Consider the following 26,167-nt stretch of genomic DNA (forward strand, 5'->3'; position numbering starts at 1 on the left):
GCATCCGGCTGTCCGGTCGGGGCCCTGCAGTCCCCGAGGGCTACCTCGAGGCCGTCACCCGCAGTGGCGCGAGATCCGGGCTCGGCGCGGACCCGGTGCCGCCGGACAGCGGCTGCGCGGTCGTGGCCTGCGGCGCCACGCCCTTGTAGTACGGCGTGAGGACGTAGTGGGTGCCCACGCCGATCGCCGCACCGATCTTGGGGATGACGGAGGCGTCGACCGATCCCGAGCCGCCGAAGACGGCCACGTGGTACATGCTCGACGACATCCGCATCAGGTACCGCTTGGTGTCGTACGACAGCGAGGTGACGTCGCTCCACAGCAGCGGGCCGTAGGTGGTCATCGCCGAGGATGCGGAGACACCGCCCCGCCAGCTCCCCACGGAGGCCACGGCGGCGTTCGACGGCAGCGACCACCACAGGTCGGCGAGCCGCATGGCGTTCGACTGCGGCGAAGAGCCGGCGACCCGGTAGTAGCTGTACGAGGTGGGCCAGTTCGGCATCTTCCCGGCCTTGTACGCCTTGGTCAGCGCTGCCTCGGCGTCGGTCCCCACAGTGATGATCTTCGTCGTGCCGGGACTGTACTTGTTGAGGTACCCGTAGACCGACGCGGTCATGGTGGAACCGTCGGTCAGCAGGACGGTCGCGGTACCGGCGGAGCCCATGGAACCGGCGGCGGAACTCGCCGCGAGGGCGTTGTGGTAGTCGGTGCCGGTGGCGAGGAAGACGTACTTAGGCGTGCTGGTGATGGTCTTGGCCACAGCCACCGAGGTCGAGTAACGCGAGACGTCGGAAAGCCGCTTGGCCACGTACCCGAGCGAAGTCACCTTGGACGCCACCGCGCTGCTGAGGATCTTGGTTCCGCCGACCAGGTACACCGTCCTGCCCTTGGGCAGCATGCGCTTGAGCTCCGTCTGCACCGAGGAGTCCAGGCCCGTCCCGGAGGTCATCAGCACTGGCCCCCGCTTCTTGCCGGCCAGCGATGTTGCGGTGGTGGCGTAGGCTGCGTCGGACTTGCTGATGAGCACGGCCGCGTTCGCGTTCGGCAGGCTGGTTGCGCCGGCGCCGACCGTGTTCCAGGCCCACTTGGACGACGCGATGTTGGTGTCGTAGGTGTCGGAGCCGTACACGCGGGAGATCGCGTTGTCCCTGAGCGGCTGCCAGGCCACGTCCGTGCCGGTGCCCTGGGGCACCTGCGTCTGCGTGCCCGTGCCGAGGTCGTGGATCCGCACATGGGGTCCGCTGGGGACGTCGGGGTCCCCGGAGACGAAAACGTCGTACGCGATCCGGTTGCCCTGCGGCGACCAGGCGGGCCGGTTGTGGTCCAGGGCGTCCGTGGTCAGCTGGGTGAGCCCGGTGCCGTCGGTGTTGACCTTGAAGAGCTGCCGGTGCCCGTCGACCGACCGTGTGAAGGCCACCGACCGGCCGTCCGGGGAGATACTCGGGTCCTTCGCGTCATTGGCCAGCTTGGTGAACGCCCCGGAGCGGCCGTTGTAGACCCAGACGGCCGGGGCGCCCGCGGTCCCGCAGCTCGTGCCCGTGCGTACGAAGGCCAGCATGCCGTTCACCGCGCCGCTGGGCTCGGAGTCGCAGCCGTCGACATCGGTGCCGAACAAGGCCTTCGGTGTGCGGGTCCCGTCGGCCGCGGTCAGCCGCAACCGGCCGCCGGCCGTGAAGACGATGTCGCCGCCGCCGTACCAGAAGGTCGGATCGGCAGGATGCCAGCCACTGCCCGACGGCATGGCGATGTCGACGCCGATGTCCTCGGAATCGGCCCATGCCGTGCGGATGTGATCGTCGTAGTGGTTCACGAAGGCGACCTGGCTGCCGTCGGCGGACCAGGCGCCCTGGTCTCCGGTCGGGTGGAACTGGGACCACGATGACCCGTCGGGACGGACGAACGCCATCTGACCGCCGACGTCCGTGTAGAGCAACTTCCCTTCACTGGCAGGCCAGTTGCCGGGAACGGCGGCGACCGACCCGGGAAGCGCGGCGATGAGGCCCGCCGCGAACGCGGCGGCAGTGATGAGCGCCGCGGATCTGCGGCGCGTACGCAGGTTCAATGTGCCCCCAGAGTGAATGGATGGCTATCGATCCCCTCCCCCAAGGCGAATGGACGGCTTCACGTTCGTCCGCACGACAGCGGCGAAACAATAGCCGCAGGTCACGACCGCTGTGAAGGCAGGGGCTCCCGGCAACCCTTGCCCTTGTCGTCAGCGCCCGATCCGTTCCAGCACACGTATGGACTGGTCAGCTCGGCGACAGAGGACTTCGTTAGCGTCAGGTACCTCGCACTGTCCATGGGACGTTAGCGGGTTGGAAACGTTCGCGGCCGCCGCGACCGGTCGGCATGGCGTTGCTGGCTACCCGGCCAGCGCTAGGGCAGCAGACGTGGAGCATCCGGGATGGCCTGGTCGTGTCAGTGGGGCAGTGGCAGGACTGCGGAGACTGCTTTGCCTCCCGGCCCGATGCGGATGCGCACGTCCGCAGCCAGCGCCTGGATCAGGGGCCAGCCGAAGCCGCCTGGCGTGCCGGGGTTGCTGGCCCGGGATTGCGGGGCGGCGCGACTGGCGTCTTGCACCGAGACGGTCACCGTGTCCTGACTTGCGGACAGGCGGAACGCGGTGACGCCGCCGGCATGTTGAATCGCGTTGGTGACCAGTTCCGATACGACGAGGAGCGCCGCGTCCATCTCGTCCCTGCCGTGTGCCGCGATGGCGGAGAAGAAGGCGCGTGTCATGTCTCTCGCCCGCTGCGCGGTCTGCGGACGGACCCCTTCGGGGGGCTGGTGTTCTTCCTGGGACGGCACGATCACAAGCCTCCTGTGGGGGGCGGGGCCGCTTCTGTGCAGCCCTTCCATGGCGGGTGCCCCCGGAAAGTCTCGCCAATACGCAACACCTCCGAACGGAGTCACAGCGCATCTCCGTGGGCTGCTCGGTGCGCCCGTACGCGTGACGAGCAGATTCGGACCCCAATGGGTGAGCCTGGCCGGCCAGGGACTGGGCAGGTGCGGGCGATGAGACTTCTCCGAGCCAGCGAACGTGTCATGGAGCGATGGACCACGAGCTTGTGGGGTTTGCTGCTACCCGCCAAGCCGGAGCGGGGTGAGGCGGTGTCCGACCTGCTTCGGCAGTGCGACGACAACACCGTGATCGTCGGTCGGCAGCGTGTTGTCGTGCCCAACGACTTCGTCATGGAACTGCTCCCGGCAATCCACCGGCAGATCCTGGCCAGCCCATTGCCGGTGGGACCGGTCCTGGCTAACGAGGTGCGCCGTCATGCCGCCGAGCAGGGCTACACCTTCGCCGGCCCGGTGGCCGTCGATCTGATCCCTTCCTGCAGCGACACGACCGCACGGTTTCGCATCTACAGCCGCATCACCCCGGCCGCGAAGCTTCCGTGACCCCAGGCAGTGCACTGATGGTCGAGCGTGCAGTCCCGGACTCTCTCTGGCTCTGTGGGGAACCGACGCCCTCGGTGACGCCGGCATCGGGATGCGAATCGGATTCACGCTGTTCAGCGGCGTGGGGTACACCGTGGCGATCTTCATCCGTGTCAGGCTCCCTCCACCGGAGGGGTGTAGCTCAGCCCGGCCAGAGCAGCGGACTCCAAACCCGCAGGCCGCAGGTTCAAATCCTGCCGCCCCTGCACAGCACAGCGGCCAGGTCCCATGAGGGCCTGGCCGCTCCCTTGTGAAGCCGACGGGCTGGGCCAGCGCCAGCGCCCTGCAGAACTGCCGAACACCTCGCAGCGCGGTGCTTGGTCGGAGTTGGGGTTGCCTGGCTGTCGAGGCGGACGTCCAAGGCGCCGGGCAGGGGGCTGTCGGCGCGCAGGCCCGTTGGCAGCCGGGAGGCGTCGAGTCCGTCCCGCAAGGTGCCGCGCGACGGCGGGGCCGCGCGCGCCGCCCCGTGTCCAAGGCGGAGGTGATCCGTGAACTGCTGAGCATGCTGCGTACGCCCGACGGGGTCCTGCACGACGCGCTGACCGCCTGCGCGAAGAGGGTCGGCGCCTGACACGGTGTGGGGCGCCACGCCGACCCCGGCATGCCCCCCCAACGCGGCACGAAGAAGCCGGCCTTTCAGAGGTGGCTTGCTGCGTCGATGTGCGTCTTGGTGGCGTCGGTGATGAAGTCGCGGCTGCTGTCGGGGCTGAGGGCTTGGGCTTGGAGGTGGTCAAGCAGCATGCTGTAGTGCTGTACGTCGGATGGTTTTTCCAGGTAGAGGTCGCTGGTGAACCGCTCCAGATGCACCACCGGCCGCGCGGAGCTGTCGGCGAACCGCAGGATGGTGAACTGTCCTGACAGGCCCGGGTGAGCGCCCGCGGTATAGGGGAGTACCTGCACGGTGATGTGCGGTTCGGTGCCGAGTGCGTTGAGGTGTTCCAACTGTTCGCGCATGACGTCGGGGCTGCCGATGACGCGTCGTAGAACTGATTCGTCCAGGACGACCCACAGCCGTAGCGGTCGGGCCAGGTCGTAGATCCGGTGCTGGCGGCGCATCCACACCTTCAGGCGGGTGTCGGTCTCTTCGACGGTGAGCAGGGGGATCGTTTCCCCGATGACTGCGTGGGCGTAGGCGGGGGTCTGCAGCAGGGCGGGGATCGTTGAGGGTGCGTGGAGGTGGAGGGAGGCGGCGTCGGTTTCCAGGGCGATGTAGACGCTGTGGGGGATGTCGCCGTAGGCGTGCCACCAGCCCTGCTGTCCGGATTCCTTGGCCATCTCGATCAGTGAGTCGATGACGTGCTGGTCGGTGATGTCGTAGATCGCGCACAGGTCGCGTACGTCGCGGGGGCTGATGGCGCGGTTGCCGTTTTCCATGTGGCTGATCTTGGGCTGGGAGACCATGAGCCGCTCGGCTACTTCTGTGCTCTTCAGCCCACTGGCCAGGCGGAGCCGGCGAAGTTCGGCTCCCAGACGGCGTCTCCTGACGGTGGGGTTGCTGTTCGCCGCCACGAGCGGTGTACCTCCGGCTCCAAGTGATCCTGCTGGTCCGCAGATTGCCATGCAGCACCCGTTGTTGATCACGCGCCATGCCGTTTTGTTCATCGGGTAACGAAACGGACGGTGACGGTGTCATGTGCCTCGACCCGAGGCGGTCCTGGGCAAGTCCGAGTTGTCGGTGACGGCTGCAAGCCTTGGTCGGATGAACGCAGATGAGCAGTTGCTGAACGGCCGGGTCTACGGCGCGGAGCACGACGCCCCCAACCCCGGCCCGCTCCCACACCGGACCTGCGCGGAACTGGTTGGCGGGCCGCTGGACGGCCTGCTGCTGGACATCCATGGATGGCGCACCGCGGAAGTCGACGACGGCGTCGCCCTGCCCACCGAGCTGTCCCGGTGGCCCGGCGGCCGCGTCCTGTACGACCCGCGCCCCGGCGAGCCCCGCACGCCTGGCCTTTCCTGCTCAAAATGCTTGCGCAGGTAGTCGAGGCCGTGGAAATCTGCGGCGCGGACAACCCGGTGATCTCCTGCACTCCACTGCGGCGTGAGGCTTTCGCCAGGGCGAACGCTGCTTGATGCGGTGCTAGGGCACGAGGACGATCTTGCCCTGTACCCGGCCGGTTTCGCTGAGCTCGTGGGCCTTCGCGCACTCGGTGAGCGGGAAAGTCTCGGAGATCGTGGGGCGTACGCCGTGGGTGTCGACGAGTTCGGCGAAGCTGGTCAGCACGGCGGGGGTCGGATCCAGGAAGAACTCCACGAACCGTATGCCGAGTTCGGCTGCGCGTGCCGTCACCTCGGTGCGGTCCACGCCGACGCCGACGACGTCGACCAGAATGCCGCCTGGCTTCAGGGTGGGCAGCGAGCGCGGGCCGTAATCGTTGCTGATGGTGTCCAGCACCGCGTCGATGCCGCGCAGGGCCGAGAAGTCTTCCACCGTATAGTCGATCAGCTCGTCGGCGCCGAGTCCGCGCAGGTAGTCGTGCTTGGCGGCTCGGGCCGTGCCGATGACGTACGCGCCCCGGGCCTTGGCGATCTGTACGCCGAGGTGGCCGACCCCGCCGGCCGCGCCGTGGATCAGTACTCGCTGGCCGGGCTGTACGTCGGAGAGGGTGACCAGGGCCTGGTAGGCGGTGAAGCCGGAGATCGGCAGGGCGGCGGCGGCGACGTGGTCGAGGGTGCGTGGCTTGGGCGCGATTCGATCCTCGGGGACCACCACGTGGTCGGCGTGACTGCCGTGTGGCGGGACGGTCCAGCCGTAGACTTCCTCGCCCGCCGCGAAGCGGGTGACGGCCTCGCCGACGGCCTCCACCGTGCCGCTGAACTCGTGGCCGAGCACGAACGGCGGCGGGCCGAAGAAGTCCACCTTGCCGATGCGGACCTTCCAGTCCGCGGGGTTCATGCCAGTGGCCCGTACCCGGATCAGGACCTCGCCGGGGCCCGGCGAGGGCAGGGGTATCTCGGCGAGTTCCAGCACGTCGGAGCCGCCGATGGCCTGCTGTGTGATCACCCGTGTCATCGTCATGCAGATCATTCTGAGCCCGATGATCACGGGAGGAAAGCGGTTCCGCCCCCAGCCGAATGTCTGACCCGGAGACAGCCGCCAGGACCCCAAGTAGCCGCGGCACCGCTCAACGAGCCTGCCAACCCGAAGCACCAGCCTGCCCACCAACTGGCATGAGCGGCTCAGACACAGGCCCTCAGCGCAGCCGGACCACGGTGACGACCGCGTGTCGGTTCGTGCCCGCCATGACCTCCACCGTCACATCGCCGGTGGCGGGCGTGTAGGAGTCGCCGGCCTTCGTGAACGCCCGCCCGGCCTGGGGGACCAGGCGCGGGCCGATGATGGAGGCGAGCGCCGTGGTCAGCCTCTGCGACAGCGCGACGCGTCCGTCGGGCAGCCGTACGGCGAGCGCCTTCGGATGCCGCGCCGTGCCGGTGAAGCCGGCCACGGCGACGTCGACGGTCGGCGTGCCGGACCTTCGACCAGATCCGGCCCACCGTATACGCCGACCTGAGTGGCTTCGCCACGATCCCCTCCACGCCCGTCCCTTCGAGCTCCGCGTACCAGAGCAGGGCCTCGCTGCGGTCGGTGGTCGACCACACCGGCTCGATCGGCGGCCCGACGTCGGCGAGCACGTCCAGGAGGACCTGGCGGCGCTCCGAGTACGGGCGCGGACGCAGGTCAGGGCGAGGACGTCGAACGCCGAAGCGCGCGAGTTCGCGGATTCCTGGAGGGCTCAACCGCTGAACCTGCGCGTCCTCACCGGATTGGAGACGAAACTAGGGCGGATTCGTCTGTGCTGCAGGGGATGCGGCGATTGTCAGAGCTAGGGGGGATCGGCGGCGTACGACGCCGATGTCTGTCCACGGTGCAATGAGCGCGGCCGTAAGACTTCATGCCGACCAGGTAGACGCCGGGTTCGGGGCGAAGACGCTGTGCCCCGTCACCGCGGTTCGGTGACGGGGCACGGAGGCGGAGGCTGGCTCGGCTCAGGGCTGGTCGCCGATGTAGCGGTAGATCTCGGCGTTGGCGTTGACGCCCCAGACGGTGCCGTCGGCTGCCGCGCTGATGTCGGTGAGACCGCCGGGGATGTTGTGCCACGGCGTGGCGTCGTCGTTGGTGAACCGGTAGATCTTGCCTTCCGAGTTGACGCCCCAGACGTTGGACCGCGATCCCGCCGAGATCCCCGTCAGACCGCCCGCGATCTTCTTCCAATGAGCCATGTCGACCTTGTTCCCCTCGCTCGTGCCGAGCTTTTTCAAGCACTCGGCACGAGACTAGGACCGCCAAATATCCCCATACTGGGATTGATCAAACAAAATGATCTGGAAATGGATGTTTGGCGCTGATCCATCCCATCCCGCTTGAGGAAAGGGCCGACCGGCTGTGGACACATTGGCCGGATGCGCGGTCCCACCTGCGAGGGATCGACACGGCGGCACGGTATGTGCGGGAGCGCGCGGCCCCGATCCGGTCACACCGGCCCGCCGTGAGCGGCTCGAACGCGGGACGCGCGCCCCCGAATGACGGTCTCGCCGCAACGGTCGACCCTCGTATGCGTTCAGCGGCGGTTGTTGCCCGGGGCCAGCAGGCTGGTGGGCTCAGCGATCGCCTCCAATCAGCCTGGTGGCCCGCGCGGCCGGGAGGTCGGCCTCCCCGTCGGGGCGGTGCGTCTCCGCCCCTCCCTGGGGACCGTTCCCGACGGCGTCAGCAATGACAACGACGGAAGAGTAGGACACCTTCGCCGACCGGATGGGCTTCACCACCGGCATGGTCATCCAGGGGTGCGGCTGGGACGAGGACGTGGACGACGACGTCACAGGCCGAGCTGCTCGGCGGCCATGCGGGTTCCCCTGACGCGTGCTTCGATCTTGGCGAAGGCGATCTCGCGGGAGGTGGAGGTGTCGTCTGCGTACGGCGAGAACCCGGCGTCGTCACAGGTGCCGAGCCGCTGAACGGGGATGTACGAGGCCGCTTCCAACACCCGCTCCGCCACCTCCTCCGCGGTCTCCACACGGGGGTCGATCGGATCGGTCACGCCGATGAACAGCCGCTGGTCATCGGATGAGCAGTCGCGGGCCACCTTGAGGGCCCGCTCCGGCTCGGACTCGCTCGCCATCTGAAGGTAGAAGTTGCCTGCCTTCAGCCGGAAGAACTCGGGCAGCAGTTCCGAGTAGTCGACGTCCAGGCTGTGGGCGGAGTCCTGGTCGGCCCCCGGATAGGTGTGCACCCCGATCCGGGCTCGGTCGGTCGCACTGAACCGGCTGAGGACCTCGTTGTCGAGCGCGATGAAGTCGCGGAGCAGTTCCTTGCTCGGGGACAGCTTGAGTGACAGCCGCCCATGGCCGTAGTCGAGCTGGACGGAGGCGGCGCCCGCCTCCAGGCAGCCGCGGATCTCCTTCTCGCTCTCGTTGGCGAGGTCGCTCAGGAAGGCTTCGCGGGTGTAGCCGGAGATGGCACTGGCGGGGTAGAGGAGGCTGAGGAAGGAGGGCGCCACGACTGTCTGCTCGACCGGGCGGTGCGCGGCCGTGACTGCGGCGCGCAGGTAGGTCTGCGCGAAGGTGCTGTACCGGAACGGCCCGGAGACCAGCCGGGGAAGCTGCCGGGTGTGTCCGTCGGCGTAGGAGATGGTGACACCGTCCGGAGCCAGGTTGCGCAGCCCGGTCAGCGGATAGGTGTACGCGCTGGGCTTGCACTGATCGCCGTCCGTGACGACGGGGCTGCCCGTGGCCTCCAGCCGGCTGATGGTCTCGCTCACGGCCCGATTTTGAAGTTGTGTCAGGTCGGCGAGGCTGAGTCGGCCGGCGGCGTGGTCGGCCATGCCGTCGATCAGGTACTGAGGTCGGGGGATGCTGCCCATCAGTGCTGTGGGGATGCTCATGCCGGGGACCCTAGGAGTCCTATGACCCCGCGCGCATGCCGCAACACACCGGCATCGGCCAGCCCGTGGGCCAGCGGGCTCTGCGCACCACCCGATTGAGTGACCGCCGCACAGGCGGCTCCCCCGGACAGGGCATTGCGCAAGAGGTGCCCGGTACCCGTCCCGCTTGGGCTCCGCCGCATGATCCGCAGGAAGGGCGGGATCGGAGGTGGCTGCGGCGAGCATCGGATCCGGCAGGGACCAGGTCGAAGGCGTGGTGGACGTCTTCGACCACGCGGCGTGGGTGCTGGGCGGTGTCGCCCGGTCAGCGGATCCGGGGCAGGGCCTTGTCCGGGTGCGCGGCGTGTACGTACTTCACGGCGATGCCGGGATGGATGCCGAAGAGGCGGACGAGATGGACCGGATCGGCGGTCTGTCGGGCCTCGTCCAGGATGCGGTCGGCCCGTACCTGCCGTGGCAGCAGCCCAATCTGGTCGAACGCGGCCCGCATCGCGCAGTAGCTGATCTGCGGTGAGGCCGGGTGCCGGTAGGTCTGGGAGGTGATGAGCAGGTGCGGGTTGGTGGCCTGGGGCCAGCGGCGGCGGCGCTCGCGCAGCCAGTCGGCCGCCAGATCGGTGCTCAGGTCGTCGAGGTAGACGAGGTGGATGCTTTCACCCCGGCGCACCGCCAGTGTCCGGCGGGCGAAGTCGGGGTCGCCAGGGCGAGCCGGGCGACCTCCACGGCGCGTACGGCGTGGATGGCGACCAGACCGACGACGAGGCGCGCGGCGGGACCATCCAGCCGGTCCAGGGCCCCGGCCAGTCGATCGCTGGACAAGGGCCGCGGCAGGTGTACCCCAGCGGGCAACTGCAGCCCGGCCGTGGGGTTGAGGAAGATCAGCCGCTCCTGCTTCAGGGCCCGGAAAATGCTGCGCAGCACGCTGAGCAGCCCGCGGGCCACGTTGCCCTGATGGCGGGCGAGTTCGCTCGTAATGTGATCGGCGGTGACCTGCCGCAGGTCCAGCCCGGCCGCCGTCCACGCGGTCAGGGTCGGCCAGGCGATGCGCAAGTAGCGACGGATGCGCCGGAAGCCGGCCGGGGCGTGCCGGTACCGGCCGCAGCCGCGAAGCACCCGCACCCAGGCGCTCAGCTGGTCGGACATCGGAGCGGGAAGCTGAGCGATCCGCGTGTGCAGGGCCTTCTCGTCGTACCGGTCGCGCCGTTCCTGACTCAAGTCCGGTACATGCACGGGTGCTTGGTGCTGGACGTCGGTGAGCAGCTGCGCGGGTGTCTCAAAGAGTTCGTCTGCCTCCAGCAGTGCGTGCGCGTGGAGGAAGGAGATCGCACGGCGCGTGGCGGCGGTGCCGGCCGCAACGGTCCCGGCCAGGGAACGTACGTCCCGCTCGGGGATCGGCACGTGCGGCCCCAGCCGGGCCGGCAGAGCATGCAAGACCACGGCCCCACCGCCCGGCACGTTGCGTTTGTCGGCGAGCCAGGACCGCGGGTAGGCGGCGGTGAAGGTATCCAGCAGGTCCTGCGCCGGAACTGGCAGCGGGGACAACGGTGGCAACGCGAGGACGCGGGCGCGCTGCTTGCGCTGCCAGGTCCGCGGCATCGAGAACAGCGAAAGCTGCCCCGGGCCTACCGGCATCGCCACCGTCTGTCCCTCCGGGGAGGGCGTCGTGCGGGGCCGGGCACGTGAACGAGAGGCCGGGCCAGACCGGTTGTGCACGACGAAGCCCAGCTCCCCGGCCCGCCGCTTGAGCTGGTGCGCGAGCGGTCCGGCAAAGGCGAGTTGCGTGAAGGATACCGCCGCCGACTCGGCGCCGACCTCGCGCACGTAGGCCAGGCAGGCGCGGCACATGCCCTCCTCCGTGTGCAGCGGCAGATCGTCCCGCCGGCATCTCGGACACCGGCCCACCCGGTAGCGCTCACGGTTTTCCCGCCATTCGCGACAGCCGCGGCACCGGGCTGCCGTAACGCCCCAGCACGCACAGTCCGCGCAGGACGGCACCGGCCAAGCCGCAGGCGGCGGAGCCGTGCGCGGCCTCAACATCCCTGCCTGAGCGAGCAGTTCAGCAGCAGCAGTTTTCAACGGCAACCGCACCTGATCGAGCATCTCCTGCGCGACCAGTGCCTCCCCCTCGGCATCCCGGATCGCCAGCGCACACCTGATCAGCCGCAGCACCATCTGCGGCCACGTCCCGGTCATCCCCGCGCTCGCCGCCCGCTGCCCGGCGAGCGCCTGCAGAACCTCCTCCTCCGGCCACGTACGGCCGCTGATCCGCCGGGCATCGCTCCGCTCCAGGCGCCGCCGGACCGGAAACAACGTCAGTTGCCCGCGCATCACCGCGGGACAGATCCTCGGGTCGTCGACCAGCTGCCGCGCCTCGGGGACGCGGCAGGTTCCGGGCGCCCTGCTGGCCCAGACCCAGCACGTAGACGTGCAGCTGGGTCGGCCCGGGAAGACGGCCTCGATGCCGGCCCGGATCTCCTCTCGCACCGCGATCACGCACGGACGGCACAGTCCGTCACCGTCCACAGCCCCGACCCGGCAGCACCGCGGACACCGCGCCGTCCCCGGTTCTCCAGCCAGCCACGACAGCTCCAGCACAGCCCGTCCCACAGACGCGACACGCCCCAGTCCAGGCAGAGCCCACACTGCCGCACCACCACTGCAGCCCTCACCGTCAGTTCGGCGGCCGCAGCCGGCGCGGGCCGTCCCGGCGCGGCACCGGCCGCACCGGCCCCGCCTCGCCGCCGACCGCCCGCTCCTGCTCCTCCTGGCCCCCGGCGGCAGCCACCGGCTCGGCCTCCATCAGGTCGGCCACCGTGCACCCCAGCGCCGCGCAGATCTTGTCCAGGTCCTCCAGCCGCACCGTCACCGGAGTGCCGCCCCACAGGGCGGCGACCTTGCTCAGCGACGGCGTGAACCCCACTTTCGCGAACGCCGCCTGCAGGTCGACTGGCCGCCAGATGTCGCGCTTCGCGGCCGCCCAGCGCAGATTCCACTTCACCGCAAACTCCCCCTATCCGCGACCAGCCGCTGTCCGGCCCGCGCCGCCGACTGCCGCCAGCGGTCCGCCTGCTCGAAAGGTGTGCCGCGCGCGGAGGCGCTGCGGGCGCTTGCGGATCGGGTCGATCCTTGTCCGCACTGCCGTCCGGACAGCGAGCTGGGGATCCTGGACTGATACCTGGCGAGGCGCTCGTTTCCGGCAACGCCCATGATCTTGTGACGTGGATCCGAGCCCGACCACAGGCCCGACCATGAGCCCGCGCACCCCGATCGCGGCAGGTCTCGGCGCAGCGAGCCCTGCGCCTGTCCGCTCATGCCTGGTGATCACCCGGTTGGCTGCGCCTGTGGTGGGCCTGGCCGGGCAGGCGGGCATACGCGCGTCCTGGGCGGGATCCATCCTCCGGTGGTGTTCCGGGCGTGTGGGCGGGTGCCGCGGCTGATCCCGAGTCGGCCGCGCCGCCTGACCGTCTGCCATGGAGCTGCCCTCTCAAGAGGGCGATCCGCTCCGGCCAGGCGTCTGTAGACGGTTGAAGCCAGCGAGGCGGGGCGAGATGGTGAAGGGGAAGGATTCGCCGTCGGGGGTCTTGAGGGCCGCCACGATGTCGTGGTCCGGTGCACCGAATATCTCGAAGTGCTGCACGGTGCAGTGCTCCATCACCTCGCGGATGTACGGATCCGACAGCCGCCAGTGAACGCGGATGGCATCGGAGTCACGGTAGAACTGGAAGCTGTGCGCCAGCATCCGCTCCTCGTCGATGAAGACCTCCACCATGAGCTGGGGGCCGTGCTCTTGAGCGAATGCCACCGCCTGCGCGATGGCGTGCCGGAAGCCATCGAGGTGGCCGTCGGTGATGCGCATGGTGTTGCGGAAGAGAATGCTGCTGTTGTTTGTGGTCTTCATGCACCGAGTGTTGTACCTGAACCAAGGTTGAGGTCAAAGGTGCAGCTCAGCCAGAGGTGGCTTGCCGCGTCGATGTACGTTTCGTGGCGTCGGTGATGAAGTCGCGGCTGCTGTCGGGGCTGAGGGCTTGGGCCTGGAGGTGGTCAAGCAGCATGCTGTAGTGCTGGACGTCGGAACGTCGCGGGGGCTGATGGCGCGATTGCCGTTCTCCATGTGGCTGATCTTGGGCTGGGAGACCATGAGCCGCTCGGCCACTTCCGTGCTCTTCAGCCCACTGGCCAGGCGGAGCCGGCGAAGCTCGGCTCCCAGACGGCGTCTCCTGACGGTGGGGTTGCTGTTCGCCGCCACGAGCGGTCTACCTCCATCTCCAAGTCATCCTGCTGGTCCGCAGATTGCCATGCAGTGCAGGTGGTTGATCACATGCCGTGCCGTTTTGTTCATCGGGTAACGAAACGGATGGTGACGGGGTCATGTGCCTCGCAACAGGGACCACCAGGCGGTCTATGCGGAGGGATTGTGAATGGGTGCGGCGGTGGCACGGGGTGGGCGTCAGCCAGGGTGGGATGGGTGTTGCAGTGGTGCGGCGAGGACGGGTACCTCGTGCGGGAAGCCGACCCGGGTCTGGTCGCGGGCGGGGCACAGCCGTCTGCAGCCTGCGTACCTCACCGCTTTCGCGTTCCGGCCGCCGATTTGTTTGACCTTCCTGGGGCGAATGACGGGTTGTCGGCGTGAAGGTGCTGGAGCGCGCGCAGCATCGCCTGCTGCATCCCTCGCGGGAGGGGCTTGCCTTCCCAGGCGGCGACCACTGCTGCGGCCGTCACCTGGAGTGTGACGTTGCACCGGCGGGAGACGTCCAGCAGGAGGTTCCTGGCCGGCCCACGGTGGCAGGGAGTCAGGGCCATCACGATCCCGCGGGCCTGGTCGATGACCGCACGGCTGGCCAGCGCGCGCCGTAGCTGATCGTTCTCGGCGCGCAGTGCGGCAACCTCCCGCCTGGGAGGTGTGTTGCTCCAGGTGGCTTCGGCCTTCAGGTCCCAGTAGCCCGCCGGGAGCACGGTGCGTGAGCTGGTATGTGACATGGCGGTACCTCTCGACGTGCTGAGTGCGTCCGGTCGTGCCGAAGCTGTCCCGGAACCTCTGGGTGTCAGCGCTGCTCCATGGGTCAGATGCGGTCCTGTATCGGTTCTCGCGCATCCACGCGCATCCAGCGCGCCTGGAGTGGACGCTTGCAGAGGCGCTCCCAGCAAGTCCTGCCGGTCACGGCGTGCCCCATCGTTGTGGTAATCCCAGCCGCTGCCACGATCACACCTGGAACGGGTGGCGGCGAACACCAGCACCGCTACGGCCATCCTGCGGGCAGGAAGAGAAGCAGGGCGATCACGGTGAGCCTCCCGGGGCGGAGTAACGACATCGCTGCCGGGGACTGGGGCCTCGCCCAACAGCGTAGTCCTCTACAGCGGTTGTTGACAGCTTGCGACGTCAGGGGTCCTCTCCAGTAGGGATGACCGACCAGCAGCGCCGGGAGGCATGGATCTTTCCTGATCTCGTGATGGGTTCAGAAACGGGCATCAAGCGAAAGACCCGCGGGCGGCACAGCGCGCCCGGGGTCCTGCCCACCAGCTTTACCCCGCCGCCGACTTCAGCCCGGGGACGGCGGCGCGACCTGGCGCACTCACCAGTCGTCGGCCGCCCTGCCTACCCATGCCATCGGCTGCCCCTCGCTGTTGTGGCCCCAGTGTGGTTCCACCGTCGAGGTCTCGTGTCCGTCGTCCAGGACACAGATCCGTCCCCAACGGCCGTGCTTGCCCGGACAGATCCCGATGAGCCGGACCGTGTCGCCCTCGCGCACGGCCTGCTCGTAGCAGTACTGGAAGGGCTGGAGACGGGCGCGCAACTCCCTGCCATGGCGTCGGAGACGTGGGTATTCAGGCGGTCCCGTACCAGCACGATCGGCGCCTTGATGAGCTGGTGGACGCCGTCGATCAGCGCGATGAAGTCCCGCTCGCCCATGCTGCGGTGCGTGCTCTTGCCCGCTCGGTGGGTGCGCAGGCGGTGGCACAGCCGGGTTCGGGAGCCGGGCCGCATGGCGATCAGCCCGGCCACGGACAGGCGTCCCGAGCGACGGCCGCTGACCGTCGCCTGCGGAGTCACCCCGTGCCAGACGCCCCGGCAGCGGCGTTACGTGCGCCGGTTCGGCGAGGCCTGAGCCCTTCCTTCGGCCCGGCACCTCATACCTTGGTCTGCTCGCCGTAGACCGACGGACGACTGCGGACCGAGGGCCCCGCTCGGCACAGTGTGCGGCATGGATGAGACCCAGGGGATCAAGCAGACGAAGAGGATCAGCCGGGCACGTTTCCTGGCCGGGGCGGCAGCGGTGGGGGTCGCGGGGGCGTTGGGGCCAGCCGGGCAGGCCCGGGCGGCGGAAGGCCGGCACAGCCGCGGACTGCGCCGACGGGGCGTCGTCTACACGGTCGGGGCGGGGGAGACGCCGGGGACTGCGTGGAGCGTGCGCCGGATGCGCCAAGACATCCGGGCCATCAAGGACCAGTTGCACGCCGACACCGTGGACGTGACGGGGGACGGCGTCGAACGCCTCACGCAAACCGCCGCCGAAGCGGCCGAGCGGGGGCTGCACGTCTGGCTGCAGCCGACCCTGGGCGATGTCCCGCAGCGGGACATCCTTGAGCACATCGCCGAGACCGGGCGGTTCGCCGAGCGGCTGCGACGCCACGGTGCGAGCGTCGACTTCAGCGTCGGCTGCGAGTTCTGGCTGTTCGTCCCGGGCATCCTGCCGGGCGAGACGGTGCTGGAGCGCATTGCGAACCTCCAGAACGGTACGGTCGACTGGCCGCGCGCACAGCGGCGTCTCGCGGAGTTCACGGCCAGGGCCGCGAAGGTCGGCCGCTCCGTCTTCCGCGGCGACCTCGCCTATGCCGCGGCCCAGTCCATCGACAACCCGGACTGGAACCTCTTCGACATCGTCGGCATCGACTACTACTCGCACTTCGACAAGCGGTCCGACCATGTCCGCGAGCTGAAGCAGTACCTGCAGTGGGGCAAGCCGCTCGCCATCACCGAGTTCGGCACCTGCGCCTACGTCGGTGCACCCGCAACCGGCGGCATGGGCTGGGACATCGTCGACTACGACAGGGACCCGCCGGAGATCAAGGGGAACCCGGTCCGTAGCGAGCGCGTCCAGGCGGACTACGTGGGCGAGTTGCTGGACGTCTTCGAGTCGATGGGTCTGTACGCGGCGATGACCTTCGAGTTCATCAGCGCGGACGCCCCGCACCGCCCGGACGCGCCCCGGTTCGACCTCGACATGGCGTCGTACGCCCTCACCAAGGTCGTCAAGGACCGTCCGGACGACCCTGCCTCCGGCTGGCACTGGGAGCCGAAGGAGGCATTCCGCGCGGTGGCGCGCCGGTACGGGGCGGCGGGCCGCCGCATTCCTCACCCGCAGTAGAGGCCGGAGGAAGGCCGGGTGCCGGTGGCCAGGAAACGCGAGACGGTCCGGTCGCCGCAGGCGTTGCCGTTGGCGAGGTAGGTGCGACATGGCGACTCTGTGCCAGTGAGGGCGCGCCTCCTTCGAAGCTGTGAACGAACCGCCCTACCGGAGGTTCCTGCGGCTGCCAAGCAGTTCTGGTTGTTCGGGTGTCGCAAGCGAACGCGGTCGAACGCAGAGCGCTGAACGTCTGGTCCGGACGCAGGAGGTTTCGGTCGGCTCTGGTGACCATAGGGATGCGGGCGAATCCTCGGGAGGGCAGGCGGTCCGGTGTCCTTCGCGGTGAAGGGCCGCGATCCGGTCCGCGGAGTAGGTGATTGGCAATGCTCGACGCGATCGGGAGCGTGAACGGCGGAAAGAGGGACGCGGGGCTGCGGCAGTCCCAGCGCCGGGCGTCGGCGGGGTGCCGCAGGCGCCGTCCGAGGCCACCGTCCAGCCCCTCGACGGGGACGGGTGGACGGCGGGCGTTTCGCTGGGCTCCGCGACAGGTGTGCCACCAGGCGCTCCGTGGTCAGGTAGTAGCCGGTCAGGACCGGTTGCTCGAAGCACTGGTTGAGCTGGCTCAGCGTCTGCCCGTACATCTGCAGGTAGGTGCGGTTGAGAAGGCTGAGAGCGCCGCGGCGACGCCCGCGATGGCGGCGACGAACACCTTTGTCTGGCCGTTGCCGAAGTACAGGCCGGCGGCGAAGGAGCGCACCATCACCAGGAGGCCCAGTCCCATGGCCCGTTGCGAGGACCGGAACGATCGGTCGGCCTGATCGGTGGCGATCGGGTGGTATTCGTCGATATGGGACTGAAAGCTCCAGGAGCGTGGCCAGGGGCGTGACGGTCTTGAGGTCCGCGAGCTTCTGCGCGTAGATCTCCTTCTGCAGCTCGGCCGCCTCTTCAGCCGTCTAGATCGGCACGGTGCTGGGCAAGGTGGTGCGGGCCGCCCTCCGCAGTGTCGGACCGTGGCGGACCGGGCATGCCATACCCGAAAGAGCGGTGACCACCAGGGGGATGGGCGATGACGAAGCTCGGCGCAGGGGCACTGTTTCTGTTCTGCTACCTCGACGTTGTCGCTTGTCTCGCCATCGGGGACTGGATTTCCGATGTGGGTCCTCCTCTGCTTTATGGCGGCCCGGTCTCTTTCGTCGTGGGGTTCATCACCCAGGCGGTACATGACGTCTATCGGCGAAGTGCGGAACGCAACGCGCCTATGTGAGGGCCCCGTTGGACAGCACAGCCTGGAACAGTGTTGGACGTAGACGTAGTGCGCAGGGTTCCAGCGCCGCGCTGCCGGTGTGACTGGACGGTGGGGCGGCCGTGGGTGCGCGTCAGCCGGGTCGGGGAGAGCCTTGCCTGCTGAGTGGCGCCATGGCAAAGACATCATGAGCGCTTTCCCCGGCCAGCGGATGGAACTCACACAGTCCTTCCGCTTCGGACCGGCCATCGCGGACGTGGCCAACCACTGGCTGCGTGCAGCCAGCTCGACCATGCAACTCACCGGCCACGCCGCTGAACCATCCAAACTCGCCCAGGTGGACGTGCCTGACGCCGTGTTGTGCCGGGGCAACGCCGACGCTTTCGCCGAGGTCCTGCGATTGCGCGCGTGCAGGAGCTTGTCCGAGGAGAAGGCCCGCATCGAGGAGTCACAGCGGCGTACGGCCGCCGAGCTTGCCCGCGGGCAGGCCGAGGACACATGGTCTGGCCGCTGTGGTCGGCGCTCAGCCGCCAGGTGCTGTTCAGGCCGCGCAGGCAGAAGTCGGGAAGTCGAGGTACGACTCCAGCATCGAACCGGCCGGGCAGTTGACGAAGTTCTTGGAGGGGTTCACCTCACCGTGGTTCAGACATGAGCAGCGGGCCGCGGAGCTTGGGATCGTTGACGCCTGTCGCCTCGGCATTGCCCGTTCGGCGGCTGTCGCGGGGGCGGCACCCGTCGGCTCCGGTCTCGCTCGTCGTGTGCGGGTTCGCGGGGAGGCAGTCAGGTCCGCCGACCACCCGCGGCGGCGGTGGACTCGGCGAAGTCGACGAAGGCCGGCGGCCGCGATGGCGGGCGGCCGGAGGTACGCCTCCACCCACCCTCGCGGCCGTACGCGTTGCCACTCCCTGAGTGCGGCTCCCCGGCATCGGCCCCGAAGCCTTTTCACAGTCGGAGGAGGCGTCCCTACCAGCGGACTCAACGACCCACAAGGGGTCGCTTTTCGGCCATCGCCTCCCATGTGCGGAGGCACCTTGTGTGCTGTTTCACGCACGGATGGCTCGTCCCGGCGGCGCGCTCCGCGCCATGTCCCGCCGACGTCCACCCCCCCCCACGCGGTCGGCGGATGACCGGTCCCTGTGAGCAAGATTCTCTTTTCAATCTCTTGCGTGACTGACGGCTCCTCTGCCACATTCACCCCAGCCACATGGCATGCACGCGCCATACCCATGCGACGCGGTACTGCCACTGCCGCACATCTGCGCGGCACCGTCCTCGCAAGGACGCTCCAACCCCACACAATGGAGACGAACATGCGAATCACCAGATGGGCCCCCGCCCTTGCGGTCGCGACCCTCTCCGTTCTCGGCCTCAGCCCCGCCGCGGCACAGACGTCGGCGCCTGCCGGCCAGCCCGCGGCCGAGCCCACCACCGCGGTTCAGCCGATCATCGGCGGAGGCTACGCGAACAACGCCCCCTGGGCCGCCCGCCTGTTCTCCAACGGGCGGCAGACCTGCAGCGCCTCGATCATCGCTCCGACCTGGATTCTCACGGCCAAGCACTGCGTCTCCGGCGGCGGCCTGTCGTTCCGCATCGGCAGCCTCGACCAGACCTCCGGCGGCACGGTGGCCAACGGTGTGAGCGTTCACAACCACGCGTCCTCCGACCTGTCGCTGGTCAAGCTCGACCGCTCCGTCGCGGCCACCTACGCACGCCTGGGCCAGTCGGGTTCGGTGTCGGTGAACCAGACCGTCCAGGTGTACGGCTGGGGAGCGACGTCCCAGTGCGGTGCGGAAGCCAACTGCCAGTCGCAGTACCTGAAGGTCGCCAACGTCGTGGTGACCGGCGCCTGCCGCGACGCGTACAACGGCTCGGCCATCTGCGCCCGCCGTGGCGACGGCATCACGGCCGGCGGTGACTCGGGCGGACCCATGATGGCCAACGGTGCGCAGGTCGGTGTCGCCTCCACCAGCGACCGCCAGACCACCACCGCCTACACGAACGTGACGGCGTACCGCTCCTGGATCCAGAGCGTCGCGGGCGTCTGACCGACCCTCGTCGTCTCCCTGCGAGATGACGTCCGGGGACGGGCGTACTCCGGCCTGACGGGGTCAGGGCCCGTCCCCGGACACGGCCACACGCCATCGGTTGGTGGCTGGCCAACTACGACAACTTCCGCACCAAGCACCTCGGCCCGAGAATCACCGATGGTTCGCTGTACCAGAGGTGGGACGGTCACTGGACCAAGGGCGGCAAGGAGCAGTACGACACCCTCGCCGGCGTCGTCGTCGAGCGGATCGCCACCGGCTACGAACGCCGTTACCGGCAGGCCGACTTCGCCACGGTGAAGGCTCGTTTGGGTGCCTCGGCGAAGGACAAGCAGGGCGCGGTCACCGCTTTGGGCACGCTGCCTGCCGGTGCGGGAGGAGTTCGAGCAGCAGGGCGTGGACGTAGGTCTGTAGGCGATCTACAGCCTTGACGGGCCACAGAAGTTCAGGGCGGGCAAGACCTACGCCAAGACCTGCAACACGGCCGTCTTCGGCCCATGCCTGCAGGCAGGCTCCGGCCTCTTCCGTGATGGCAACACGCTGTACGGGACACTGCCGCTGTTCGCCGACGGGCAGGGCGACGACGGTTCGTCGCACTTCAGCTCCGTCAAGACAACGCTTCACCGCAACAACACCGAGGTCGGCTCGAACGACGATCCGCTGTTCGGCGAGGACAAGTTCAAGGTCCCCCGTCGGCGACGCGCAGTACAGCCTGACGACGTCCGTGAAGCGCAGCGCGAAGGTTGCCTCGGCTGCGAAGCCGGATCGACGCGAGCTGGACGCTGGAGGACTTCTGGGAGGTCGCTGGCGAGAGCATCGGCTGCGGCGGCTTCGGGACTCCGGACGACGGCGACTTCGTGATCGAGTGGCGCGACCACGAGATCTCCCGCCGGAACCTTGGACACCACGAGGCTGCCCGTGAGCTCGAGGTGTGGCTCGCCCGCTGTCATCCGACGAACAATGGCCGCATGGCCGCCAGGCTGGCGGAAGCTCGTGCTGGACGTGGCCCGACTGCCTTCGACTGGCTGGTTGAGATCATTGAAGAAGCACTGCCGAGGGCTTGCTCCTTCGTTAGCCAGGTGGACTGGTCACGGAGTCGGCAGACGATCCTCGTCGACGTGCAGGGTGGCCTGAGACACGCAGTCACAACCAGCATCCCTGGGCCTTGCGATCCTACGAGTGACCGGAATCAGCCCCAGGAACAACGCAAGGAGACACGACCCTCGCCGTGGCCGGTACTTCAAGCCCCAGCGCCTACACGCAGACAAAGCCTACGACCGCGTCGACCTGCGCAGATGGCTCCGATGGAACGTATCGGAGTTTTCGTCGCCCGGAACGGCATCGAATCCAGCGAGCGATTAGGGCGTCGGAGGTGGGTGATCGAGAGCACGATGTCATGGCTGTCCGGTTACCGCAGACTCAGTCCCCGCTACGAGCGCCAGCCCCACAACTACCTGGCCTTTTTCGGACTTGCCGCCGCCCTCTGCTGCTACATGCACCTCGTCCGCCTCACCGCGTAGGACACGATGTTAAGCATCCGTAGGAGCACGGCCCGCGGGCACCACAGCGGAGACGCTCTAATCCTGGTCTCAGGTTGATCGGGGACAATGAGCGGCAAAAGTATCGACTGGAGGGGGGCGGGCCGGCGTGCGGATCATGATCGCGGATGACGAGGCGGCCATCCGTGAGTCGCTGGAGCGGGTGCTCCAGGTCGAGGGTTACGACACCAGCACCGTCGCCGACGGTTTCGCCGTGCTCGACGGGGTCGGTGGCGGCGCGCCGGATCTGCTGCTCCTCGACGTGATGATGCCCCGCCTCGGCGGGTTGGAGACCTGCCGGCGGTTGCGGGCCGCGGGCCGGGATATGCCGGTGCTGATGCTGACCGCCCGTGACCAGGTCTCCGACCGGGTCGCGGGGCTGGACGCGGGCGCCGACGACTACCTGCCCAAGCCGTTCGCCACCGAGGAGTTGCTGGCCCGGGTGCGGGCCCTGCTGCGCCGGCGCACGCCGACCGAGGAGGAGTCGCAGATCCTGTCGTTCGCCGACGTCCGGCTCGATCCCGACAGGTTCGAGGCGTGGCGGGGCGGGCGGCCGCTGCGCCTGACGCGGACTGAGTTCTCCCTCCTGCAAGTCCTCGTGTGCAATGCCACCCGGGTCTTGACCCGCGACGCGTTGTTCGAGGCGATCTGGGGCTTCGGCATGAGCTCCACCGCCAACAACCTCCAGGTATACGTGAGCTACCTGCGCCGCAAGATGGAGGCCGAGGGTGAGCCGCGATTGATCTACACGCTGCGCGGCCTGGGATACACGTTGCGGGAGACTCCTCCGTGAGCAGGCCCGCCGGCCGGGAACCGCTCCGGCAGCTGACCCGATGGTGGCGCCGGCGGTCCCTGCGGACCAGGCTGACGGTGATCGCGGCGACGGCCATCGCGGTCAGCGTGTTCGTGGCCTTCCAGGTGGCCAGCGAGCTACTGGACTGGGAGCTGCGGGACACAGCCGAGAATCAGCTGCGCGCCGACTCCCGCGTCCTGGCGACGAACGCGGAGCGCGCCGGTCTGGCGCAGGTCCAGCTACCGCCGTATCCCGGATCCGGTCGGCTGGTGCGGGTCATCCTGCCCGACGGCTCGATCCGGACGCCGGCCGACCAACCCGCGCTGCCCCCGGTCAGCGAGCACGCCGGGCGCGTGGCGCAGGGCGCGTCGGCCGACCTGATGGAGTCGAACGACAGCGACGACGACGGCTACATCATCTACACGCTGCGGGCGGGTGACGGCGCGGTCCAGGTGGCCCGCGCCGTCGACGACAGCCCGATCAACCGGTTCGGGTTCGGCATGCTGCTGATCGGGCTGCTCTGCGTGGTCGGCGGCGCCCTTGTCGGGCGGACCGTGGCGCGGACCGGGCTGGCACCGATCGACCGGCTGACCGCCGCCGCGGTACGTGTCGCGCACACCCGGGATCTCGACGCCGACATCCCGGATGAGGGAGGTGGGGAGATCCGGCGGCTGATCCAGTCGATCAACGACATGCTCGCCGCGCTCCGGGACTCCCGGCGGGCCCAGCGGCTGCTCGCCGAGGACGCCGCCCACGAGCTCAAGACCCCGCTCACCAGTCTGCGCCTCAACGTCGAGCTGCTGATCCGGCTCGATCGGCGCGGCACCCTGGACAGCGCACTGCCGGCGGAGAGCCGGACCCGGCTGCTCAACGATCTCGGCGCCCAGGTGGCCGAGTTGAGTACCCTTGCCGCCGAGCTGACCGACCTTGCGCGCGGTGACGTCAGCGACGAGAGCACCGAGGTGCTCGACCTCGCCGACGTGGTGGTGGCCGCCGCGACCCGGGCGGGTTCCCGCCTGCCCGACATCGAGGTCGCGCTCGACGTGACCTCAGTGTGGGTGAGCGGGCGTCCCGCTGCGCTCGAGCGGGCGGTGCTCAACCTCATCGACAACGCCGGCAAATGGTCCCCCGCGGACCAGCCGGTCCAGGTCCGGCTCCGTGCCGAGGGCGCGTCGGCGGTGCTCGAGGTCGACGACGCAGGGCCGGGCATCGACGACGCCGACGTACCGCGGGTGTTCGACCGGTTCTACCGTGCCGACAGCGCCCGGGCGTTGCCGGGATCCGGTCTGGGGCTGTCGATCGTGCAGCGGGTCGTCGACGCCCACGGCGGCCGGGCCACCGTCGCCCGCTCCGCACGCGGTGGCGCGCTGCTTCGGGTCGGCCTCCCGGCCGCGGCCCCGCCCGCCCCGATCGCGCGGCTCACCGCCGGTCAGGACACCTCGGTGCGCTGACCCGCCCCGGCGGCGCGGCGCAGGACAAGGGACGGCGGCCCTCGGGCATGGCCCCGCGCGGCTCACCGTCGGGGCAGGACACCGCGGTGCGCCGACCCCAGTCCCGGCCGGACGGCGCACGTTCAAGGGCGGCGACCGCCGGGCCCATGAAAGAAAGTCCGGGACGGGCCGGGCTCCCCGTCCCGGATCTCGTCCGTCCGCCGCGCTCACCGTTGCAGCGCGGGCTCCTCGTCGGCGAGCGGCTGCTGGCCGTCCGGCAGCTCCGCCGCTGGACGGGACAGCCGGCTCGGCCACCAGATCCGTCGGCCGATCAGCAAGGTGAGGGCGGGCACCAGGACCGACCGCACCAGCAGGGCGTCGAGCAGCACGCCGAAAGCGACCAGGAAGCCGACCTCGATCAGCATCACCAGCGGAAGTGTGGCGAGGACCGCGAACGTGGCCGCCAGGACCAGGCCTGCCGAGGTGATGACGCCACCGGTGGCCGAGAGGGCTTTGAGCATGCCCTCTCTGGTGCCGAGACGCACGGTCTCCTCCCGGGCCCGGCTGGCCAGGAAGATGTTGTAGTCGACGCCGAGCGCCACCAGGAACAGGAACGCCAGCAGCGGCACCGAATAGTCGATGCCCTTGAACCCGAGGATCGTGTCGAAGACGAACACGCTGCCGCCGAAGGCTGCGGCGAATGAGACGATCACGGTGGCCATCAGGACCAGCGGGGCCAGGATCGCGCGCAGCAGCAGCCCGAGGACGATCAGGACGACGGCGAGCACCAGCGGGATCACCAGCTTCTCGTCGCGCTTGGTGGTCACCTCGGTGTCGAGGTTCTCTGCACTCGGCCCGCCGACGATCGCCTCCGCCCCGCTCACCGCGTGCACGGCGGTGCGCACCCGCTTGATCGTGTCGTACTCTGCGACGGTGTCCGGCGCGTCCTTCGGGAACACGGAGATGTTGGCCCAGCCCCCGCTGGTCTGCTCCGGGATGGCCAGGGCCACGCCGCGAGTGTCCTTGACGATGTCGAGCACCCGCTCCTGGTGCGCCGGCCGCGTGAAGATCGTCATCGGCTGGCCGCCGAGCTCGGGAAAGTGCTGGCGGAGAACGGTGAAGCCGGTGACCGACTCCGGCGCGGACAGGAACTGGTCCTGCTCCCGCAGGGCGCCGGTGTTGCCCGCCAGCCCGAGGGCGAGCACGCCGAGGACTCCGAGCGAGCCGAGCGTCGCCACCCACCGGCGGCGGCTGATGGCGGTGCCGAGCCGTCCCCACAGCCCCAGCTTCTCCTCCACGGCCGTGCTGAACCGCGGGATGGCCGGCCAGAAGATCCGCCTGCCGAGCACCACGAGCACCGCCGGGAACAGCGTCAGCATGGCCACCAGCGCGCACAGGATGCCGGCCGCACCGATCGGGCCCAACCCGCTGGTGCTGTTCAGGTCCGCGACGAGCAGACAGAGCAGGCCGGCGACCACGGTGGCCGCGGACGCGACGATGGCCGGCGCCGCGCCGCGTAGTGCGTGGACCATCGCGACCCGGACGTTCTCATGGTGGTGCAGTGCCTCCCGATATCGAGCGATGAGCAACAGCGCGTAGTCCGTGCCGACGCCGAATACCAGGATCGTCAGCAGTGCCGAGTTCTGGTCGTTGACCACGATGCCGAAGCCCTTGACGAGCAGGTAGACGGTTCCCATCGAGGTCAGTGCGGCCGCGCCAACGGCCACCAGCGGGATGATCCACAACACCGGGCTGCGGTAGGTGAGGATGAGCAGGAGCGTGACGACGATGATGGTGGTGAGGAGGACCTGCACGTCGATGCCGTCGAAGACGGCATCCATGTCGCCGTCGATCGCGCCCGGGCCGGTCACGTCGAGTTCCAGGCCGGAGGGGCGGTCCTTCGCGGCGTCACGTAGCGGGCCGACGATGTCCTCCGGTGCGCCGTAGGCCGTGCTCACCTCGAGGGTGAACATCATCGCCTTGCGGTCGGTGGAGGGTCTTGTCGGTGAGCCCTCGTCGTCCTCGCCGGCCGCCGCCGTCGCCTTCGGCGGGTACCGCTTGGCAAGGGTGTTGTAGTGGCGCTCGACCGTCGCGCGGTCGGCGTCGGACATGCCGTCGGCGCGGTGGTACACGAAGACGAACGTGTTGTTGTCACCGCCGGGGAGACTGTCGTCCAGCACCGCCACCTTGGTGGACTCGGCACTGGCCGGCAGGGTGTCTACGGCGCTGTCGGTGGTGACCGAACTCAACTTGCCGCTCAGCGGCACCATGCCCGCCGCCAGCACCAGCCACAAGCCAATCACCAACCATGGCACCCACCGGCCTGCCAACCGACCGGCCGGCGCTTCCCCGGACGGCGCTGCGTTGACTGCCATCACTAGCCTCCTACATACGGGTTGCATCGCTTATCTGGATGCCTACTTCCTACCGAGCGAACCTGAGACGACTGTTAGAGGTC

The 26,167-nt window shown here is 69.0% G+C and carries 24 protein-coding genes, 1 tRNA gene and 3 pseudogenes; 13 read left to right on the forward strand and 15 right to left on the reverse strand.

Annotated features, from left to right (window positions below; genetic code table 11):
• Nucleotides 1-40 precede the first annotated feature (40 nt).
• Both M8H82_RS32610 and M8H82_RS32615 read right to left on the reverse strand, forming a co-directional pair.
• Nucleotides 41-2,062 carry a cell wall-binding repeat-containing protein gene (locus tag M8H82_RS32610; protein ID WP_250078719.1) on the reverse strand — a complete coding sequence of 674 codons (2,022 nt, stop codon included), beginning with the start codon at nucleotides 2,060-2,062 and terminating at the stop codon, nucleotides 41-43.
• A 356-nt stretch (nucleotides 2,063-2,418) separates the two neighbouring features.
• The gene (locus M8H82_RS32615) at nucleotides 2,419-2,814 is read right to left on the reverse strand and encodes an ATP-binding protein (RefSeq protein WP_250078720.1); all 396 of its coding nucleotides are present in this window, start codon (nucleotides 2,812-2,814) and stop codon (nucleotides 2,419-2,421) included.
• Between the two features lie 231 nt (nucleotides 2,815-3,045).
• Here M8H82_RS32615 and M8H82_RS32620 point away from each other — a divergent pair, with 231 nt between their 5' ends.
• Nucleotides 3,046-3,402, forward strand: coding sequence for an FhaA domain-containing protein (locus M8H82_RS32620; RefSeq protein WP_250078721.1), 357 nt, complete (start codon nucleotides 3,046-3,048; stop codon nucleotides 3,400-3,402).
• A 170-nt stretch (nucleotides 3,403-3,572) separates the two neighbouring features.
• Nucleotides 3,573-3,647: transfer RNA gene (locus tag M8H82_RS32625), tRNA-Trp, on the forward strand.
• A gap of 430 nt (nucleotides 3,648-4,077) precedes the next feature.
• Here M8H82_RS32625 and M8H82_RS32635 read toward each other — a convergent pair.
• Nucleotides 4,078-4,950 carry a helix-turn-helix transcriptional regulator gene (locus tag M8H82_RS32635; RefSeq protein WP_250078722.1) on the reverse strand — a complete coding sequence of 291 codons (873 nt, stop codon included), beginning with the start codon at nucleotides 4,948-4,950 and terminating at the stop codon, nucleotides 4,078-4,080.
• A gap of 190 nt (nucleotides 4,951-5,140) precedes the next feature.
• Here M8H82_RS32635 and M8H82_RS32640 point away from each other — a divergent pair, with 190 nt between their 5' ends.
• Entirely contained in the window at nucleotides 5,141-5,422 is a 282-nt protein-coding gene (locus tag M8H82_RS32640; RefSeq protein WP_250078723.1) for a hypothetical protein, read from the forward strand.
• 99 nt (nucleotides 5,423-5,521) lie between these two features.
• Here M8H82_RS32640 and M8H82_RS32645 read toward each other — a convergent pair whose 3' ends face one another.
• From M8H82_RS32645 to M8H82_RS32655, 3 genes are all read right to left on the reverse strand, one after another.
• Nucleotides 5,522-6,460 (reverse strand): NADP-dependent oxidoreductase, encoded by a 939-nt coding sequence (locus M8H82_RS32645; protein WP_250078724.1) that lies wholly within the window; start codon nucleotides 6,458-6,460, stop codon nucleotides 5,522-5,524.
• A gap of 175 nt (nucleotides 6,461-6,635) precedes the next feature.
• Nucleotides 6,636-6,887, reverse strand: coding sequence for a hypothetical protein (locus M8H82_RS32650; RefSeq protein ID WP_250078725.1), 252 nt, complete (start codon nucleotides 6,885-6,887; stop codon nucleotides 6,636-6,638).
• A gap of 541 nt (nucleotides 6,888-7,428) precedes the next feature.
• Complete coding sequence (locus M8H82_RS32655) at nucleotides 7,429-7,662, reverse strand: tectonin domain-containing protein (protein WP_250078726.1); 234 nt, start codon at nucleotides 7,660-7,662, stop codon at nucleotides 7,429-7,431.
• A 547-nt stretch (nucleotides 7,663-8,209) separates the two neighbouring features.
• Between M8H82_RS32655 and M8H82_RS36855 the strand changes: the two genes are divergently transcribed.
• On the forward strand, nucleotides 8,210-8,296 hold the full coding sequence (locus tag M8H82_RS36855) for a hypothetical protein (protein ID WP_374211729.1): 87 nt from the start codon (nucleotides 8,210-8,212) through the stop codon (nucleotides 8,294-8,296).
• Here M8H82_RS36855 and M8H82_RS32660 read toward each other — a convergent pair.
• The 4 genes from M8H82_RS32660 to M8H82_RS32675 form a co-directional block, all read right to left on the reverse strand.
• Nucleotides 8,256-9,320, reverse strand: coding sequence for a 5-methyltetrahydropteroyltriglutamate--homocysteine methyltransferase (locus tag M8H82_RS32660; protein ID WP_250078727.1), 1,065 nt, complete (start codon nucleotides 9,318-9,320; stop codon nucleotides 8,256-8,258). The two genes, M8H82_RS36855 and M8H82_RS32660, sit on opposite strands and share 41 nt — an antisense overlap.
• Before the next feature lie 304 nt (nucleotides 9,321-9,624).
• Entirely contained in the window at nucleotides 9,625-9,984 is a 360-nt protein-coding gene (locus tag M8H82_RS32665) for a hypothetical protein (protein WP_250078728.1), read from the reverse strand.
• Nucleotides 9,939-11,810 carry a hypothetical protein gene (locus tag M8H82_RS32670; RefSeq protein WP_250078729.1) on the reverse strand — a complete coding sequence of 624 codons (1,872 nt, stop codon included), beginning with the start codon at nucleotides 11,808-11,810 and terminating at the stop codon, nucleotides 9,939-9,941. Before M8H82_RS32670 ends, M8H82_RS32665 begins: the two co-directional genes overlap by 46 nt.
• 178 nt (nucleotides 11,811-11,988) lie before the next feature.
• On the reverse strand, nucleotides 11,989-12,315 hold the full coding sequence (locus tag M8H82_RS32675) for a helix-turn-helix transcriptional regulator (RefSeq protein ID WP_250078730.1): 327 nt from the start codon (nucleotides 12,313-12,315) through the stop codon (nucleotides 11,989-11,991).
• Between M8H82_RS32675 and M8H82_RS36560 the strand changes: the two genes are divergently transcribed.
• Nucleotides 12,304-12,489 (forward strand): DUF6233 domain-containing protein, encoded by a 186-nt coding sequence (locus tag M8H82_RS36560; protein WP_308293297.1) that lies wholly within the window; start codon nucleotides 12,304-12,306, stop codon nucleotides 12,487-12,489. The genes M8H82_RS32675 and M8H82_RS36560 overlap by 12 nt on opposite strands.
• Nucleotides 12,490-12,801: 312 nt before the next feature.
• On the opposite strand, the gene M8H82_RS32685 is transcribed toward M8H82_RS36560, so the two are convergent.
• The 4 genes and pseudogenes from M8H82_RS32685 to M8H82_RS32700 all read right to left on the reverse strand — a co-directional run bounded on the left by M8H82_RS32685 (nucleotide 12,802) and on the right by M8H82_RS32700 (nucleotide 15,109).
• Nucleotides 12,802-13,215 carry a hypothetical protein gene (locus M8H82_RS32685; protein ID WP_250078732.1) on the reverse strand — a complete coding sequence of 138 codons (414 nt, stop codon included), beginning with the start codon at nucleotides 13,213-13,215 and terminating at the stop codon, nucleotides 12,802-12,804.
• A gap of 174 nt (nucleotides 13,216-13,389) precedes the next feature.
• Nucleotides 13,390-13,563 (reverse strand): annotated as a pseudogene (locus tag M8H82_RS32690) (helix-turn-helix domain-containing protein); the annotation flags it as partial.
• A gap of 314 nt (nucleotides 13,564-13,877) precedes the next feature.
• Entirely contained in the window at nucleotides 13,878-14,294 is a 417-nt protein-coding gene (locus M8H82_RS32695; protein ID WP_250078733.1) for an ANTAR domain-containing protein, read from the reverse strand.
• 593 nt (nucleotides 14,295-14,887) lie between these two features.
• On the reverse strand, nucleotides 14,888-15,109 hold the full coding sequence (locus M8H82_RS32700) for a hypothetical protein (protein ID WP_250078734.1): 222 nt from the start codon (nucleotides 15,107-15,109) through the stop codon (nucleotides 14,888-14,890).
• Nucleotides 15,110-15,298: 189 nt separating this feature from the next.
• Between M8H82_RS32700 and M8H82_RS36565 the strand changes: the two genes are divergently transcribed.
• The 8 genes and pseudogenes from M8H82_RS36565 to M8H82_RS32740 all read left to right on the forward strand — a co-directional run bounded on the left by M8H82_RS36565 (nucleotide 15,299) and on the right by M8H82_RS32740 (nucleotide 23,730).
• A complete protein-coding gene (locus M8H82_RS36565) occupies nucleotides 15,299-15,421 on the forward strand; it encodes a hypothetical protein (protein WP_284049630.1) in 123 nt (40 codons plus the stop codon).
• 96 nt (nucleotides 15,422-15,517) lie between these two features.
• Entirely contained in the window at nucleotides 15,518-16,681 is a 1,164-nt protein-coding gene (locus M8H82_RS32705; protein ID WP_250078735.1) for an abortive phage infection protein, read from the forward strand.
• 1,045 nt (nucleotides 16,682-17,726) lie between these two features.
• Nucleotides 17,727-17,924 (forward strand): hypothetical protein, encoded by a 198-nt coding sequence (locus tag M8H82_RS32715; protein ID WP_250078736.1) that lies wholly within the window; start codon nucleotides 17,727-17,729, stop codon nucleotides 17,922-17,924.
• Between the two features lie 1,289 nt (nucleotides 17,925-19,213).
• Complete coding sequence (locus tag M8H82_RS32720) at nucleotides 19,214-19,948, forward strand: trypsin-like serine protease (RefSeq protein ID WP_250078737.1); 735 nt, start codon at nucleotides 19,214-19,216, stop codon at nucleotides 19,946-19,948.
• A gap of 743 nt (nucleotides 19,949-20,691) precedes the next feature.
• A pseudogene (locus M8H82_RS32725) lies at nucleotides 20,692-21,003 on the forward strand (hypothetical protein); the annotation flags it as partial.
• 157 nt (nucleotides 21,004-21,160) lie between these two features.
• Nucleotides 21,161-21,468, forward strand: a pseudogene (locus M8H82_RS32730) (transposase); the annotation flags it as partial.
• A 127-nt stretch (nucleotides 21,469-21,595) separates the two neighbouring features.
• Nucleotides 21,596-22,279: a response regulator transcription factor gene (locus M8H82_RS32735; RefSeq protein WP_308293296.1), complete on the forward strand. Its 684-nt coding sequence runs from the start codon at nucleotides 21,596-21,598 to the stop codon at nucleotides 22,277-22,279.
• Complete coding sequence (locus M8H82_RS32740) at nucleotides 22,276-23,730, forward strand: HAMP domain-containing sensor histidine kinase (RefSeq protein ID WP_250078738.1); 1,455 nt, start codon at nucleotides 22,276-22,278, stop codon at nucleotides 23,728-23,730. Before M8H82_RS32735 ends, M8H82_RS32740 begins: the two co-directional genes overlap by 4 nt.
• Before the next feature lie 206 nt (nucleotides 23,731-23,936).
• Here the strand turns inward: M8H82_RS32740 and M8H82_RS32745 are convergent, their stop codons facing one another.
• Entirely contained in the window at nucleotides 23,937-26,084 is a 2,148-nt protein-coding gene (locus M8H82_RS32745) for an MMPL family transporter (protein WP_250078739.1), read from the reverse strand.
• Nucleotides 26,085-26,167 lie beyond the last annotated feature (83 nt).

Origin of the sequence: Streptomyces sp. YS415 (assembly GCF_023544665.1) — a bacterium.
GTDB lineage: Bacteria > Actinomycetota > Actinomycetes > Streptomycetales > Streptomycetaceae > Streptomyces.